Origin of the sequence: Streptomyces nodosus, from assembly GCF_008704995.1 — a bacterium.
Classification (GTDB): Bacteria; Actinomycetota; Actinomycetes; order Streptomycetales; family Streptomycetaceae; genus Streptomyces; species Streptomyces nodosus.
This window is the reverse complement of record NZ_CP023747.1, coordinates 4,715,161-4,728,476: the sequence shown is the minus strand read 5'-3', so window position 1 is coordinate 4,728,476 and position 13,316 is coordinate 4,715,161. Positions and strand designations below refer to the sequence as shown.

Below are 13,316 nucleotides of genomic sequence, written 5' to 3'. Positions count from 1 at the left end.
GCCGCACCCTCCGCGCCGGCTCGCTCCGGCGGCGTCCCGGCTGCTCAGCCGCTCAGCTCCCGGCGCAGCCGCTCCGGATCGGTGGTGGGGGCGTCACAGGTGAAGTGACGGCAGACATAGGCGGCCGGCGCGCCGTCGACCAGCTCGCGATCGGCGAGCAGCGGCAGTTCCCCGCTCCCCGGGGTGCCCACGGCGACCACCGCTCCGGGCGCCGTGCCCAGAAGCGCCGTGCGGTGCAGGTCCCGGGTGGCGGGATCGTCGGGGGCCGGGCCGACGACGGCGACCTCACGGGGCCCGTCGAGCAGCGCCTCGGCCACCGCGAGACCCCAGCCGATGAACCGGGGCGCACGCGGCCCCAGCGCCTTGACCACGCCCAGCGCCCCCTCCGCGGCCTCGCGGTGGCGTGCGGAGCCGGTCCCTGCGGCATAGGACAGCAGGGCGCCCGCGGCGGCGGTCCAGCCGGAGGGGGTGGCGTTGTCGGTCGGGTCCTGGGGGCGGCGCAGAAGCTGCTCCGCGTCGACGGCCGTGTCGTACAGCGCCCCGTCGTCGTCGCTGAACCGGGTGAGCACCTGGTCGAGCAGGAGCCCGGCGAACTCCAGCCAGACACCCTCACCGGTGACGGAGGCCAGCGCCAGGAAACCCTCGGCGACATCGGCGTAGTCCTCCAGCACGCCCGCATGGGTGCCGGCCCGGCCGTCCCTGGACGTACGGACGAGACGGGCGTGCTCGTCCAGATGCAGCCGTACCAGCAGGTCGGCGGCGGAGAGCGCGGCCTCCACGAGGTCGGGGCGGTCGAAGTAGGCGCCGGTCTCGGCGAGGGCGGCGATGGCGAGTCCGTTCCAGGCGGCGACCACCTTGTCGTCGCGGCCGGGGGCGGGGCGCTCCGCCCTCCGCTCCAGCAGCCGACGCCTGATCGACTCGATCCTCTGCGCGTCGAACACACCCTCCTGCTGCGGGAGTTGCAGTACGGAGCTGCCGTGCTCGAAGGTGCCCTCCTCGGTCACGCCGAAATACTGCGCGGCGAGTTCGGCGTCCTCGGGGCCGAGCGCCTCGGCGAGCTGCGCGGGCGTCCACACATAGTGGGCGCCCTCGACCTGACGGCCGCTTCCGTCGTCGCTGTCGGCGTCCAGCGCGGAGGCGAACCCGCCCTCGCCGGTGCGCAGTTCACGCACCATGAAGTCGGCGGTCTCCAGAGCGACCCGTCGGGCGAGCTCGGAACCGGTGGTGCGCCACAGATGGGCGTAGACGCGGCACAGCAGGGCGTTGTCGTAGAGCATCTTCTCGAAGTGCGGCACCACCCAGTCGCGGTCGACGGAGTAGCGGGCGAAGCCGCCGCCGAGCTGGTCGTAGATGCCGCCGCGCGCCATCCGCTCGGCGGTGTCGCCGGCCATCTGGAGGGCGCCCTCGGAACCGGTGCGGGCGTGGTGGCGCAACAGGAACTCGATCACCATGGACGGCGGGAACTTGGGTGCCCCGCCGAAGCCGCCACGCTGCGGGTCGTACTCGCGGGTGAGCCCGAGCAGGGCCTGGGCGAGCTCCTCCTCACCGGGGGTCCCCGTCCCGTCGAAGGCCAGTTCGCGCCCGGCGAGGTCCCGGGCGATCTTCCCGGCGACCTCCGTCACCTCCTCCCGGCGCTCGGCCCAGGCGGTGCGGACGCCTTCGAGGATCTGGCGGAAGGAGGGCATGCCGTGCCGGGGGGCGGGCGGGAAGTAGGTCCCGAAGTAGAAGGGCTCGGCGTCCGGGGTGAGGAAGACGGTCATGGGCCAGCCGCCCTGACCGGTGGCGGCCTGCACGGCCTCCATATAGACGGCGTCGACGTCCGGCCGCTCCTCGCGGTCGACCTTGACGCTCACGAACTGCTCGTTGAGAAGGCCGGCGGTCGCCTCGTCCTCGAAGGACTCGTGCGCCATGACATGGCACCAGTGGCAGCTGCTGTAGCCGACGCTCAGCAGGACGGGGACGTTCCGCCGGCGGGCCTCCTCGAAGGCCTCGGCCGACCAGGGCCACCAGTCGACGGGGTTGCCGGCGTGCTGGAGCAGATACGGGGAGGTCTCATGGGCCAGTCGGTTCACGCCCCCACTCTCCCACGGGGGCGGGCACCGCGTAGAGCCGCACACTGACCGGGCGCGCCCCCTCCGGGGCGTCCTCCCGCGCATGGCCGTACCGGTCCAGGAGCGCCTGGTACTCGCGGACGAACTCGCCTACTTCCTCCCTGGTCATCCAGGTGCCGGCCCGCATGACCTGGGCCCAGCCGTCCGGCCCGCGGTACTCCTGGTGGGCGCGGCGGAAGAGCTCGGTGTCCACGTCGATCTTCAGCAGCGCCAGGTGCTCCGCGGCCGCGTACTCCTCGGCGGTCATCGTGGCCGGGTCGGGAGTGGTGTGGCGGAAGGGCAGGGCGCGCCACCAGCGCTCACGGCCGCCGGACTTCTCCGGGATCTCCTCGATGAGGCGCTGCTCGGCGAGCTTGCGCAGGTGGTAGCTGGTGGTGCCGGAGCTCTCCCCGAGGACCCTGGCGAGCACGGTGGAGTTCGCCTCCTCGTGGCTGCCCAGGTACTCCAGGATGCGGCGGCGCAAGGGGTTGCCGAGGGATTTGTAGAGCGCGGTGCGCTCGAGGCTGGTCAGTTCGGGCTCCGGCATGGCACCACCGTAGCGCCGCCGTCCTACCGCAGAATGAATTCGGCAGAATTTTCTTTGCAGAACTTTCTCTGCGGTCTACGGTGGGGGCATGCGGACGATCGAGACTCTTGACCGGTCGGGCACCGCCGTCACGCACGGCTGGGCGCGGGCGGTGCGCTGGACCCTGATGGTGCTGGGCATGGCGGCCGTGGGCCTGGTGCCCTGGATGGTGATGCTGGCGCGCACGCTTCCCGCCAGCCCCGAGGTGCGGAACTGGCCGGTGGCCTGGGTGGGGCTGGACGTCCTGCTGGCGGCGGGCTGCGCGGCGACGGCGCTGCTCGGCCTCCGCGGGCGTGCGCATGCCCGCCTCACGGCGTCGGCCACGGCCGCGGTGGCGGTCCTGGACGCATGGTTCGACATAACCACCGCCTCCTCGGCCGCCTCCCTCGGTCAGGCCCTGGGCTGTGCGGTGGCCGAGGCGGCGCTGGCGGGGGCGTGCGTGTTCCTGGCGGTGTCGAAGGGGACGGGGATCACGCGGTGCGGATGACGGCGGGAGGCAGGCGGCAGGCCGAACGGGGCCGCGTCCATCCGCCGGGTCGCGGCCCCTGAGGAACCTCGGGGAGCCCCTGGGGAGCTCTCTCAGCTCCGCTGGGCCCCGGGAGTGTCCGTGGTCTTCTGGGCGGCCTCCTCGCGGGAGGCGGCCGGCTCCTTGAAGTCCACCTTGCCCATGTGCTTGTTCATGGACTTCATCAGGCCCCACACCGCCAGTGCCATCACCGCGAAGACGAGGAAGCCGAGGACTCCGGGGGTGACCTTGTTCTCGTCGACCTCGGCGAGGGGGACGAGGTGTGTCATTGCCAGGCTCACGCTTGCGCTCATGTCAGGCATTGTCCCTCAGGGCCGGCGGACGCCTGCAAAGAGGTCGTCCTCCGGGAGGGAGGTGTCCACATGGGACTTCGCCAGCTCGTACTCCTCCGTCGGCCAGACCGCCTTCTGGAGGTCCAGCGGGACCCGGAACCAGCCGCCGTCGGGGTCGATCTGCGTGGCGTGCGCGATCAGCGCCTTGTCCCGGATCTCGAAGAAGTCCGCGCACGGGACATGGGTGGTCAGCGTCCGCTCGGCGCGCTCGAACTCGCTCCACCGCTTCAGCCAGTCCCCGTACGGCGACTCCAGGCCGCGCGCCAGCAGCGCCTCGTGCAGCGCCTCGGTGCGGGGCCGGTTGAAGCCCTGGTTGTAGTACAGCTTCAGCGGCCGGTAGGCGGGGCCGAACTCCGGCTCGGGGTACTTCTCGGTGTCCGCCGCGCCCTCGAAGGCCACCATCGAGATCTGGTGGGTCATGATGTGGTCGGGGTGCGGATAGCCGCCGTTCTCGTCATAGGTGGTGATCACCTGCGGGCGGAACGCACGGATCTTGCGGACCAGCTCACCGGCCGCCTTGTCGACGTCCTCCAGGGCGAAACAGCCCTCGGGGAGCGGAGGCAGCGGGTCACCCTCCGGCAGACCGGAGTCCACGAAACCCAGCCACTCCTGCTTGACACCGAGGATCTCCCGGGCCTCGTCCATCTCCTTCCGGCGCACCTCGTGGATGTTCTCCTCGATATAGGTGTCGCCCTGGAGCTTCGGGTTGAGGATGGAGCCGCGCTCCCCGCCCGTGCAGGTCACCACCAGCACATCCACCCCCTCGGCCACATACTTCGCCATGGTGGCCGCGCCCTTGCTCGATTCGTCGTCGGGGTGGGCGTGCACGGCCATCAGTCGCAGTTGGTCAGTCAAGACTCGATCCTCAGTAAGTCGGCAGGACGGCGCCCCGATGTGATGCGGCGCTTCGGGCGGCTTCTATAGTGACCGAACCGGGGGGTGAAAAATTCCGGGTGCGGTTCCGGAGTGCCCCTCCCGGGACCTCGGTCCCGGGCTCTGCCGAGAGGACGACCATGAGTACGGCGAGTACCCGGCTGCCCGACGGCCGCTACGGCCGCTCCTCGGACGAACGCGCCGACCAGACACTCAAGATCGTCGGTGCCGCGCTCGGGGCGGTGCTGCTCGTCGTCGTCGGCTGGTTCGCGTACCACTATGTCGGCCAGAGCAAGATCAGCGCCCAGGTCATCACCTTCGATGCCTCGAAGAACGCGGTCGACATCCATCTCGAGGTGCGCAAGGACGCGGACGCCTCCGGCTACTGCACCCTGCGCTCCCAGTCGGCGGACGGCGCCGAGGTGGGCCGCGCGGACTTCCGGTTCGACGGCCGCGCCACGCGCATCGACAAGGTCGTCACCCTGCGCACCACGGCGCAGGGCACCACCGCGGAGCTGCTGGGTTGCCACGGGGAGTGACCTCACCCGGGCAGGTCAGAGCCTGACCTGCGTTGACGTAAGTCTGATGGCTTATGTCCTCCCCCTTTCGCCGTCCAATTGTTAGGCTCGTGGTTTCGCCCACCCGTGGAGGAACATTCTTCTGGGTAGGGCGATGCTTTGTATTCCCAGTACCGACGAGGAGCACCTGTGACCCAGACCAGCGAGAACGTCACCTGGCTGACCCAGGAGGCGTACAACAAGCTCAAGGAGGAGCTTGGCTACCTTACTGGTCCTGCGCGCACGGAGATCGCCGCCAAGATCGCCGCTGCGCGCGAGGAGGGCGACCTGCGCGAGAACGGCGGGTACCACGCGGCCAAGGAGGAGCAGGGCAAGCAGGAGCTTCGTGTGCGCCAGCTGACCCAGCTCCTGGAGAACGCCCAGGTCGGCGAGACCCCGACCTCGGCCGATGGTGCCGTCGCGCCGGGCATGGTCGTGACCATCGCGTTTGACGGTGACGAGGACGACACGCTGACGTTCCTGCTCGCCTCCCGCGAGTACGCGAGCGCCGACATCGAGACGTACTCGCCGCAGTCCCCGCTGGGCACCGGAGTGATCGGCCACAAGGTCGGCGAGGACGCGGAGTACGAGCTGCCGAACGGCAGGACCGCCTCGGTGAAGATCCTCAAGGCCGAGCCCTACCAGGGCTGAGCCTTCCCGACACCCAGGACGATGCCCCCGGGCGCCTTCGAGGCACCGGGGGCATCGCCGTGCGGGGGTCGGCTCCCGGGGCCGGTGTCAGGCCGTCGCCGAGCGGTACTTGCGCACCGCCAGGGTGCGGAAGACCGCGATGATCACGACCGCCCAGATCAACGAGGCCCACACGGGGTGCTGCATGGGCCAGGCCTCGGGTGTCCGGAAGCCCGGGGGAAAGTTGCCGAACAGCTCGCGGCACGCCTGGACGGTGGCGCTGAACGGGTTCCACTCCGCGATGTGCCGCAGAAAGGCCGGCATCTGGTTCGCGTCCACGAACGCATTGGAGATGAACGTCAGCGGGAACAGCCAGATCAGGCCGCCCGAGGTGGCCGCCTCGGGAGTGCGCACCGACAGGCCGATGAGCGCGCCGATCCAGGAGAACGCGTACCCGAGCAGCAGGAGCAGGCCGAAGCCGGCGAGCACCTTGCCGAGGTTCTCATGCGTGCGCCAGCCGACCAGCAGGGCCACGATCGCGAGGACCAGCAGGGTCAGCGCCGTCTGGACCAGATCGGCGAGGGTGCGCCCGGTCAGCACCGCGCCGCGCGCCATGGGCAGCGAGCGGAAGCGGTCGATGAGGCCCTTGTGCATGTCGTCGGCGATGCCCGCGCCGGCACCCGCCGTGGCGAAGGTGACGGTCTGGGCGAAGATGCCGGCCATCAGGAACTCGCGGTATGCCTGGGGGGAGGTGGACCCGCCGACCTGGATCGAGCCGCCGAACACATAGGTGAACAGCACCACGAACATGATGGGCTGCAGCAGTCCGAAGATGAGCATCTCGGGAATCCGGCCCATGCGGATCAGATTCCGTTTGGCGACGACCAGCGAGTCGCGGACGGACTGGCCGACGGGGTTCGTGGGCGCCGCGACGGGCGCGGCGTCGGTGGCGGCACTCACTTGGCGGTCTCCTTCGTGCGCCGGCCGGCCTCGGTGTCCCCGGCCGCGCTCTCCTCGGTGGTCTCCTCCGCCGTGTGGCCGGTCAACGACAGGAAGACGTCGTCCAGGGTGGGGCGGCGCAGTCCCACGTCGTCCATCTCGATGCCCCGCGCGTCCAGCTCCCGGATGATCTCGGCGAGAAGCTTGGCACCGCCGGTGACGGGAACGGTGAGCTTGCGGGTGTGCTCCTCGACCGTGGCCTCTCCCTTGCCGAAACCGCTCAGGATCTCGGCGGCGGCCGTGATGTGGGCGCGTTCGTGCACGACGACCTCGACCCGCTCGCCGCCCGTGCGCGCCTTGAGCTGGTCGGAGGTGCCGCGGGCGATGACACGGCCGTGGTCGACGACGCAGATCTCGTGCGCCAGATGGTCGGCCTCTTCGAGGTACTGGGTGGTCAGCAGCAGCGTCGTGCCCCCGGAGACCAGCTGCTTGATGACCCCCCACAGCTGCTGTCGGTTGCGCGGGTCGAGGCCGGTCGTCGGCTCGTCCATGAACATCACGGGCGGCCTGACCACCAGGGCGGCCGCGAGGTCGAGCCGACGGCGCATACCGCCGGAGTAGGTCTTCGCGGGACGGTCGGCGGCTTCCACCAGGTGGAACTGCTCCAGCAGCTCGGCCGCCCGCCGCTTCGCCTCCCTGGCCCTCATCTGGTAGAGCTGCCCGACCATCTGGAGGTTCTCCCGGCCGGTCAGATACTCGTCCACCGCGGCGAACTGCCCGGAGAGGCCGACCGAGCGGCGCACCGCGTCGGGGTGCTTGATCACATCGATCCCCGCGACGGTCGCCGTGCCGCTGTCGGGGCGCAGCAGGGTCGTCAGGCAGCGGACCGTGGTGGTCTTGCCCGCGCCGTTCGGCCCGAGCAGGCCCAGCACGGTGCCCTCCGGGACGTCGAGGTCGACGCCGTCCAGAGCCCTTACGTCACCGAAGGTCTTCACCAGGCCTTCGGCATGGATGGCGCCTGGCATATGTGTTTCTCCACGTCGTCGGGATGTCGAGGCAAAGAGCGATGGCTCCGGCGTCCGTCCGCCCGACGGGTTTCCTCCCCGCGGGGCGGTACACATGCGCCCACGCTCCGCGGGGTGTCGTCCGCCGGACGGGCGGAGGCGACGAGACACTCACACCGTAACGCGATGTATCGCGACTCTCAATGGCTTGTGCTGCGCTTCTTCTGCTGCGTCTCCTCCTGTACGCGTCGTCCGTACACGACGGAGACTCCTGTACGCGTAGTCCTGTACGCGACGGAGACTCCTGTACGCGTAGTCCCGTGCGCGACGGCGGCCCTCAGTCGATGACGGTGTAGCCCGACTCCCGCAGCGCCTCGCCGATCTCCGCGCAGTGTTCCGGGCCCTTCGTCTCCAGGTGCAGCTCCACCTCCGCCTCCGTCAGCCCCAGCCGTGAGTCGGTCCGCACATGGCTCACGTCCAGGACATTGACGTCCACCGCCGACAGCGTCCCCAGCAGCGTCGCGAGCACACCGGGACGGTCGGTCAGCCGCAGCCGGACCGCCAGATAGCGGCCCTGCGCGGCCATGCCGTGCCGCAGCAGGCGCTGCAGCAGCACCGGGTCGACATTGCCGCCGGACAGCACCGCCACCACCGGCCCCTCGAAGGCGCCGGGGTCGCTCAGCAGTGCCGCCACAGGGCTGGCACCGGCCGGCTCGACCACCAGTTTGGCCCGCTCCAGACAGAGCAGCACGGCGGCGGACAGCGCGTCCTCGGACACCGTACGGACCTCGTCGACCAGGTCGCGGACGATCCGGAAGGGCACCTCGCCCGGCCGCCCCACCAGGATGCCGTCGGCCATGGTGCTCGGGCGGTGGACCGACACCGGACGCCCCGCCGCCAGCGAGAGCGGATAGGCCGCGGCGCCCTCCGCCTGCACCCCCACCACCCGCACATCCGGGCGCAGCGCCTTCACCGCGGTGGCGATCCCCGCCGCCAGTCCCCCGCCGCCGACACCGACGACGACGGTGCGCACCTCCGGGCACTGCTCCAGGATCTCCAGACCGACCGTGCCCTGGCCCGTGATGACATCCGGATGGTCGAACGGATGGATGAACACCGCCCCCGTCGCGGCCGCGTACTCCTGTGCGGCGGCCAGTGTCTCGTCCACCACCTGTCCGTGCAGACGTACGTCGGCTCCGTACTCACGGGTCGCGCTGATCTTCGGCAGCGGGGCGCCCTTCGGCATGAAGACCGTGGAGTGCACACCGAGCAGCGAGGAGGCGAGGGCTACTCCCTGCGCATGGTTGCCCGCGCTGGCCGCGACGACACCCGCCGCACGCTCCTCGGGCAGCAGCCCGGCGATACGCACATAGGCGCCGCGCAGCTTGAACGAACCGGTCCGCTGGAGGTTCTCGCACTTGAGGTGCACCGGCGCGCCGACCAGTCGGGACAGATGTCTGCTGCCCTCCAGGGCGGTGACACGCGCGATGCCCGCGAGCATCTTCTGCGCACCCTTCACATCGTCCAGCGTCACCATCGGCAAGGAGCGGGCCGTGCTGTAGTTCATGACCATCAGTCTCGCAGTTCGCTCCCGTGCACAGCAGGTGCGACCGAGCACCGAACGGGTTTGCGCAGCGCCGGTACACCCCGGGCCCCGGCCGCGTACCCTGTCCCCCAACCTTCCGGCTCCCCACGCATGAAGTGAGCTTCCGGCCATGCCCACAACCCCTGACATGTCGACGGACATGACGACCCTCGGCGACACCGGTCTTCTGGACACGCTGCAGCACCAGGTCGCGGTGTTCGCACGCCGCGCCGAACAGACGCGGCTCGGCGGGGTCGGGCAGGTGCGCAACTCCATGGACCGCGCCGCCTATCTGCTGCTCAACCGCCTCGACAGGGAAGGCCCGATGGGCGTCAAGGCACTCGCCGCGAGCATGGGCATCGACTCGTCGACGGTCACCCGTCAGGTGGCCCCGCTGGTCGACACGGGCCTGGTCAAGCGCACCTCGCACCCGGAGGACGGGCGTGCGGTGGTGCTCCAGCTCTCCCCGCGCGGACTGTCCCGGCTGGAGGAGGTCCGCTCGTCCCGGCGCCGGCTGATGGCCGAACTGACGCATGACTGGACGCCGGAGGAGCGCCGGGACTTCTGCGGTCTGCTCACTCGCTTCAACGGGGCCCTCTCCGCCCTCCAGACGACGCACACGGGCCCCGGGTCCCCGTCCCAGCCGGCGTCCTGACCCCGGCGTCCTGACCGCGGGGCCGCCGCCCTCGACACCGGCGCGCGGGCATGCGCGCCCTCCCGGCTCTTGACCCGGGGGCGCGACCGGTCTCAGATGAGACCCGGGTCCTTGCCGTACGCGCTCCGCATGCCGGTCGTGCTTCCTCGCGCTTCCTCGCACCCGGGTGCCCGCCGCGGACGACGGGGGCTTCTGTCCCCGTCAGATCGCCCTCAGGGGGAGGCGCGGTGCGAGAACGGAGTACGTCCCGAGGTGCCCGCCGGGACCGGGAGTTCGAGGCGTTCGTCGCGGGTGCGGCCGGGCGGCTGCTGCAGACCGCGACCCTGCTCACCGCGGAACCTCCGGACGACAACCCGGGTGCGCGGCGCCTGCTGACCGGGGCCCTCGCCCGGACGTACGCCTCCTGGGACCGGCTGCGCGACGAGGACCCCTACGACCGGACGCGCCGGAATCTGGCCACCCGCTTCGCGCGCGGTACCTGGTCCCGGTACGGGGCGCTCGGCCGGTGGCGGAGGGACCCGGGCGGTGTCCTCGCCGGTCTCTCGCCCCCGGAACGGCTGGTCCTCGTGCTGCGGCTGCACGAGGGCCTGGCGGAGGAGCAGACGGCGGCGCTGCTGGGCCTGTCGGCCGAGCGGGTGCGGGCACTCTGCATGCGGGCGGCGACGACGCTGCTGCGTCCGCCGAGCGGACCGGCGCGGGTGGCGCCGGTGGCCGGGGTGAGTCCGTCGTGAGCGGGCCCCGGCGTGGCACCGGAGCCTCGCACGTCCCCGGCCGTGCGGCCGGGGACGGCTGGCGGGCGATGAACCTTCCCCTGCGGGAGGCGGCGGTACGGCGGCTGCTGGAGCGGACGCCGCCGCAGGTGCCTCCCGAGCTGTACGCGGAGGTGGTGCGGCGCGGCGGCCGTATGCTGCGCCGCCGGGCGCTGGCGCGCCGTCTGCTGTGGCTGGCGCTGCTCGCCGCGGCCCTCGCCTTCGCGATCTGGGCGTCCTCGGCGCACCCCTGGGCGGAGCCGCCGTCCACGACGACTCCGCCCGTCAGCGACTGGTGAGAGGGGCTCGGCCGGTGCCACCGCTGTCGGGCACGGCACCGGCGCGTGGCTCCCGGTCTAGCCGAGGGCCTGCTTCAGGTCCTCCAGGAGGTCCTCGGCGTTCTCGATGCCGACGGAGATGCGGACCAGGTCGGCGGGCACCTCCAGGGCCGAGCCGGCCACGGAGGCGTGCGTCATGCGCCCCGGGTGCTCGATGAGGGACTCGACACCGCCGAGGGACTCGCCGAGCGTGAACACCCGGGCCCGGTTGCACACCTCGACGGCCGCCTGCTCGCCGCCCTCGACCTGGAAGGAGACCATGCCGCCGAACGCCTTCATCTGCTTGGCGGCGATCTCGTGACCGGGGTGCTCCGGCAGACCCGGGTACAGGACGCGCTTCACCCGCGGGTGCCGGGTGAGCATCTCGGCGACCTTGGCGGCGTTCTCGCTGTGCCGGTCCATGCGGACGGCCAGCGTCTTGGTGCCGCGCAGCACCAGCCAGGAGTCGAAGGGACCGGCGACCGCGCCCATCGCGTTCTGGTGGTAGGCGAGCTCCTCGCCCAGTTCCCGGTCGTTGACGATCAGCGCACCGCCGACGACGTCGGAGTGACCGCCCATGTACTTGGTGAGCGAGTGCACGACGACATCGGCGCCCAGGGACAGCGGTTCCTGGAGGTAGGGGGTCGCGAAGGTGTTGTCGACGACGAGCCTGGCACCCGCGTCACGGGCGATCTGGGCGACCGCGGCGATGTCGGTGATGCCGAGCAGCGGGTTGGAGGGGGTCTCCACCCAGACGACCTTGGTCCTCGGGGTGAGCGCGGCCCGCACGGAGGACGGGTCGCTGGTGTCCGCGACCGACCACTCCACGCCCCACCGGGAGACGACCTTGGCGAAGAGGCGGAACGTGCCGCCGTAGGCGTCGTTCGGGATGACGACGTGGTCGCCGGGGCTCAGCAGCGTACGCAACAGGCAGTCCTCGGCCGCCAGTCCGGACGCGAACGCGAGGCCGCGGCGGCCGCCCTCCAGGGCGGCGAGGTTCTCCTCCAGGGCGGTCCTGGTGGGGTTGGCGCTACGGCTGTACTCATAGCCGCCGCGCAGCCCGCCGACGCCGTCCTGCTTGTAGGTCGACACCTGGTAGATCGGCGGGACGACCGCGCCGGTGAGGGGGTCCGCTGTGTTCCCCGCGTGAATCGCGAGGGTCTCGAAGTGCTGACTGATGTGCCTGTCGCTCATGCGCACCGAGGGTAGTGCGCCCGCGCCCGGGATGACGCCCTCGGGGCTCCGGGCCGGGTGAGCGCGGCGGTAAGTCGTCCACAGGCGCGGCGGACAGGTTGGCCAAGTGTCGCATCGGTCTGGTTCGCTTGAGACATGGTGATTCTCTGGGTCCTGATGGCGCTGGCACTGTTCAGCATGGTCCTGCTGCCCGTCCTGATGCGCAGGCGCGCGGGTGTCCAGCAGGTCCTGCCGGGCGACCCGGACGCCGCCGACCCGTCGGACTACGGCTTTCTGCGCCAGGAGGACCTGGACATCCGGATGCCCGGCCCCGACCAGGACCTGCTGGACGTCCTGGACCTGGTGCAGCGCACCCAGGACCACCGCGCGGCCTCGCAGCTCCTGGCCGGCACGGAGAAGGACGGCGAGACCCGCTGGCAGCGCGTCCAGGCCTTCGCGGGGGCCGCGTCCCTGGAGCTGCAGCAACGGCCCGGCGGAGTGAGCGAGACGCCCGGCGGCCAGTGGCTGCGGGTCTGGCGGGCCGAGGCGCCCAAGGACGCGGGCGCGGCGGCGGTGCACGCGGAGTTCCTGGTGCAGCAGGCGTGGCGCACCTCGACGCCGGGGACGGACGAGTTCCGGATCATCATGGAGGAGGCGCGGTCGGCGTGCGGGCAGGCGGCGCTGCTGGCCCCCGGCGACCCGGTGCCGTACATCATCGAGCTCTCGGTGGCCCGCGGGCTCGGTTATGCGCAGCCGGAGTTCGAGCAGCTGTGGCTGAAGATCCTGGACCGCGCCCCGGCCCATATGGGCGCGCATCTGGCGGCGCTGCACTACTGGTGCGAGAAGTGGCACGGCACACGGGAGCTGGCGTACTCCTTCGCCGAGGCGGCCGCGGCCCGGGCCCCGAGGGGCTCGCTGCTGGCCGCGATGCCGCTCTTCGCGGTCTTCGAGCACCTCCCCGAGGTGAACCTGGTCAGCAGCTTCTACCGGAGCGAGGTCGTGACCAGGGCGATCCACGGTGCGCTCTTCGCGGTGCAGTCGGCCCGCCCCGACGACCCCATGCTGGCGCACGTCCGCCATCTGCTGGTCTTCTTCCTGGTCCGCAGCGAGCGCTGGGCGGAGGCCATGGCCCAGCTGGTCCACGTCGACGGCCATGTGGGCGCCCTGCCCTGGATCCTGACGCCCGACCCGGCTGCGGACTATGCGCTCTTCCGCGCACTGGCGGTGGCGGGGTACGAGGCGAACGGGGGAAGTCCCGCGACACTGCTCCACTGAGCAGCGGACCGAGCACCGTGCCCCG

The 13,316-nt window shown here is 71.3% G+C and carries 15 protein-coding genes; 7 read left to right on the top strand and 8 right to left on the bottom strand.

Annotated features, from left to right (window positions below; all coding sequences use genetic code 11):
- Positions 1-44: 44 nt before the first annotated feature.
- Positions 45-2,072, bottom strand: a complete 2,028-nt coding sequence (locus CP978_RS21420; protein WP_043443406.1) for a thioredoxin domain-containing protein — start codon at positions 2,070-2,072, stop codon at positions 45-47.
- On the bottom strand, positions 2,053-2,637 hold the full coding sequence (locus CP978_RS21415; protein WP_043443404.1) for a winged helix-turn-helix domain-containing protein: 585 nt from the start codon (positions 2,635-2,637) through the stop codon (positions 2,053-2,055). Before CP978_RS21415 ends, CP978_RS21420 begins: the two co-directional genes overlap by 20 nt.
- Before the next feature lie 88 nt (positions 2,638-2,725).
- Here CP978_RS21415 and CP978_RS21410 point away from each other — a divergent pair, with 88 nt between their 5' ends.
- Positions 2,726-3,163 carry a hypothetical protein gene (locus CP978_RS21410; protein WP_052454226.1) on the top strand — a complete coding sequence of 146 codons (438 nt, stop codon included), beginning with the start codon at positions 2,726-2,728 and terminating at the stop codon, positions 3,161-3,163.
- Between the two features lie 92 nt (positions 3,164-3,255).
- Here CP978_RS21410 and CP978_RS21405 read toward each other — a convergent pair whose 3' ends face one another.
- Complete coding sequence (locus CP978_RS21405; RefSeq protein WP_079162244.1) at positions 3,256-3,504, bottom strand: hypothetical protein; 249 nt, start codon at positions 3,502-3,504, stop codon at positions 3,256-3,258.
- 6 nt (positions 3,505-3,510) lie between these two features.
- Positions 3,511-4,389 (bottom strand): mycothiol conjugate amidase Mca, encoded by an 879-nt coding sequence (gene mca / locus CP978_RS21400; protein WP_043443400.1) that lies wholly within the window; start codon positions 4,387-4,389, stop codon positions 3,511-3,513.
- Positions 4,390-4,547: 158 nt separating this feature from the next.
- Here mca and CP978_RS21395 point away from each other — a divergent pair, with 158 nt between their 5' ends.
- Entirely contained in the window at positions 4,548-4,946 is a 399-nt protein-coding gene (locus CP978_RS21395; RefSeq protein WP_043443398.1) for a DUF4307 domain-containing protein, read from the top strand.
- 168 nt (positions 4,947-5,114) lie between these two features.
- On the top strand, positions 5,115-5,615 hold the full coding sequence (greA, locus tag CP978_RS21390) for a transcription elongation factor GreA (RefSeq protein WP_043443396.1): 501 nt from the start codon (positions 5,115-5,117) through the stop codon (positions 5,613-5,615).
- 87 nt (positions 5,616-5,702) lie between these two features.
- Here the strand turns inward: greA and CP978_RS21385 are convergent, their stop codons facing one another.
- The 3 genes from CP978_RS21385 to ilvA all read right to left on the bottom strand — a co-directional run bounded on the left by CP978_RS21385 (position 5,703) and on the right by ilvA (position 9,104).
- Positions 5,703-6,554, bottom strand: coding sequence for an ABC transporter permease (locus CP978_RS21385; RefSeq protein WP_043443394.1), 852 nt, complete (start codon positions 6,552-6,554; stop codon positions 5,703-5,705).
- Entirely contained in the window at positions 6,551-7,558 is a 1,008-nt protein-coding gene (locus CP978_RS21380) for a daunorubicin resistance protein DrrA family ABC transporter ATP-binding protein (protein ID WP_043443392.1), read from the bottom strand. The genes CP978_RS21385 and CP978_RS21380 overlap by 4 nt, the downstream gene beginning before the upstream one ends.
- Before the next feature lie 316 nt (positions 7,559-7,874).
- Positions 7,875-9,104, bottom strand: coding sequence for a threonine ammonia-lyase (gene ilvA / locus CP978_RS21375; protein ID WP_043449180.1), 1,230 nt, complete (start codon positions 9,102-9,104; stop codon positions 7,875-7,877).
- 166 nt (positions 9,105-9,270) lie between these two features.
- On the opposite strand from ilvA, the gene CP978_RS21370 reads away from it, so the two are divergent.
- The 3 genes from CP978_RS21370 to CP978_RS21360 all read left to right on the top strand — a co-directional run bounded on the left by CP978_RS21370 (position 9,271) and on the right by CP978_RS21360 (position 10,825).
- Positions 9,271-9,777 carry a MarR family winged helix-turn-helix transcriptional regulator gene (locus CP978_RS21370; RefSeq protein ID WP_043443391.1) on the top strand — a complete coding sequence of 169 codons (507 nt, stop codon included), beginning with the start codon at positions 9,271-9,273 and terminating at the stop codon, positions 9,775-9,777.
- 227 nt (positions 9,778-10,004) lie between these two features.
- Complete coding sequence (locus CP978_RS21365; RefSeq protein WP_043443389.1) at positions 10,005-10,508, top strand: sigma factor-like helix-turn-helix DNA-binding protein; 504 nt, start codon at positions 10,005-10,007, stop codon at positions 10,506-10,508.
- Between the two features lie 68 nt (positions 10,509-10,576).
- Positions 10,577-10,825: a hypothetical protein gene (locus CP978_RS21360; protein ID WP_043449177.1), complete on the top strand. Its 249-nt coding sequence runs from the start codon at positions 10,577-10,579 to the stop codon at positions 10,823-10,825.
- A 57-nt stretch (positions 10,826-10,882) separates the two neighbouring features.
- On the opposite strand, the gene CP978_RS21355 is transcribed toward CP978_RS21360, so the two are convergent.
- The gene (locus CP978_RS21355; RefSeq protein WP_043443387.1) at positions 10,883-12,037 is read right to left on the bottom strand and encodes a cystathionine gamma-synthase; all 1,155 of its coding nucleotides are present in this window, start codon (positions 12,035-12,037) and stop codon (positions 10,883-10,885) included.
- A gap of 135 nt (positions 12,038-12,172) precedes the next feature.
- Between CP978_RS21355 and CP978_RS21350 the strand changes: the two genes are divergently transcribed.
- Positions 12,173-13,291 carry a hypothetical protein gene (locus CP978_RS21350; RefSeq protein WP_043443385.1) on the top strand — a complete coding sequence of 373 codons (1,119 nt, stop codon included), beginning with the start codon at positions 12,173-12,175 and terminating at the stop codon, positions 13,289-13,291.
- The last annotated feature ends 25 nt before the right edge of the window (positions 13,292-13,316 follow it).

What these genes read in the sequence shown, in the direction of transcription:
- CP978_RS21415 (WP_043443404.1), bottom strand. Translation starts at nt 2,637, where the DNA reads ATGCCGGAGCCCGAACTGACCAGCCTCGAGCGCACCGCGCTCTACAAA.
- CP978_RS21410 (WP_052454226.1), top strand. Translation starts at nt 2,726, where the DNA reads ATGCGGACGATCGAGACTCTTGACCGGTCGGGCACCGCCGTCACGCAC.
- CP978_RS21405 (WP_079162244.1), bottom strand. Translation starts at nt 3,504, where the DNA reads ATGCCTGACATGAGCGCAAGCGTGAGCCTGGCAATGACACACCTCGTC.
- CP978_RS21395 (WP_043443398.1), top strand. Translation starts at nt 4,548, where the DNA reads ATGAGTACGGCGAGTACCCGGCTGCCCGACGGCCGCTACGGCCGCTCC.
- CP978_RS21380 (WP_043443392.1), bottom strand. Translation starts at nt 7,558, where the DNA reads ATGCCAGGCGCCATCCATGCCGAAGGCCTGGTGAAGACCTTCGGTGAC.
- ilvA (WP_043449180.1), bottom strand. Translation starts at nt 9,104, where the DNA reads ATGAACTACAGCACGGCCCGCTCCTTGCCGATGGTGACGCTGGACGAT.
- CP978_RS21370 (WP_043443391.1), top strand. Translation starts at nt 9,271, where the DNA reads ATGTCGACGGACATGACGACCCTCGGCGACACCGGTCTTCTGGACACG.
- CP978_RS21360 (WP_043449177.1), top strand. Translation starts at nt 10,577, where the DNA reads ATGAACCTTCCCCTGCGGGAGGCGGCGGTACGGCGGCTGCTGGAGCGG.
- CP978_RS21355 (WP_043443387.1), bottom strand. Translation starts at nt 12,037, where the DNA reads ATGAGCGACAGGCACATCAGTCAGCACTTCGAGACCCTCGCGATTCAC.
- CP978_RS21350 (WP_043443385.1), top strand. Translation starts at nt 12,173, where the DNA reads ATGGTGATTCTCTGGGTCCTGATGGCGCTGGCACTGTTCAGCATGGTC.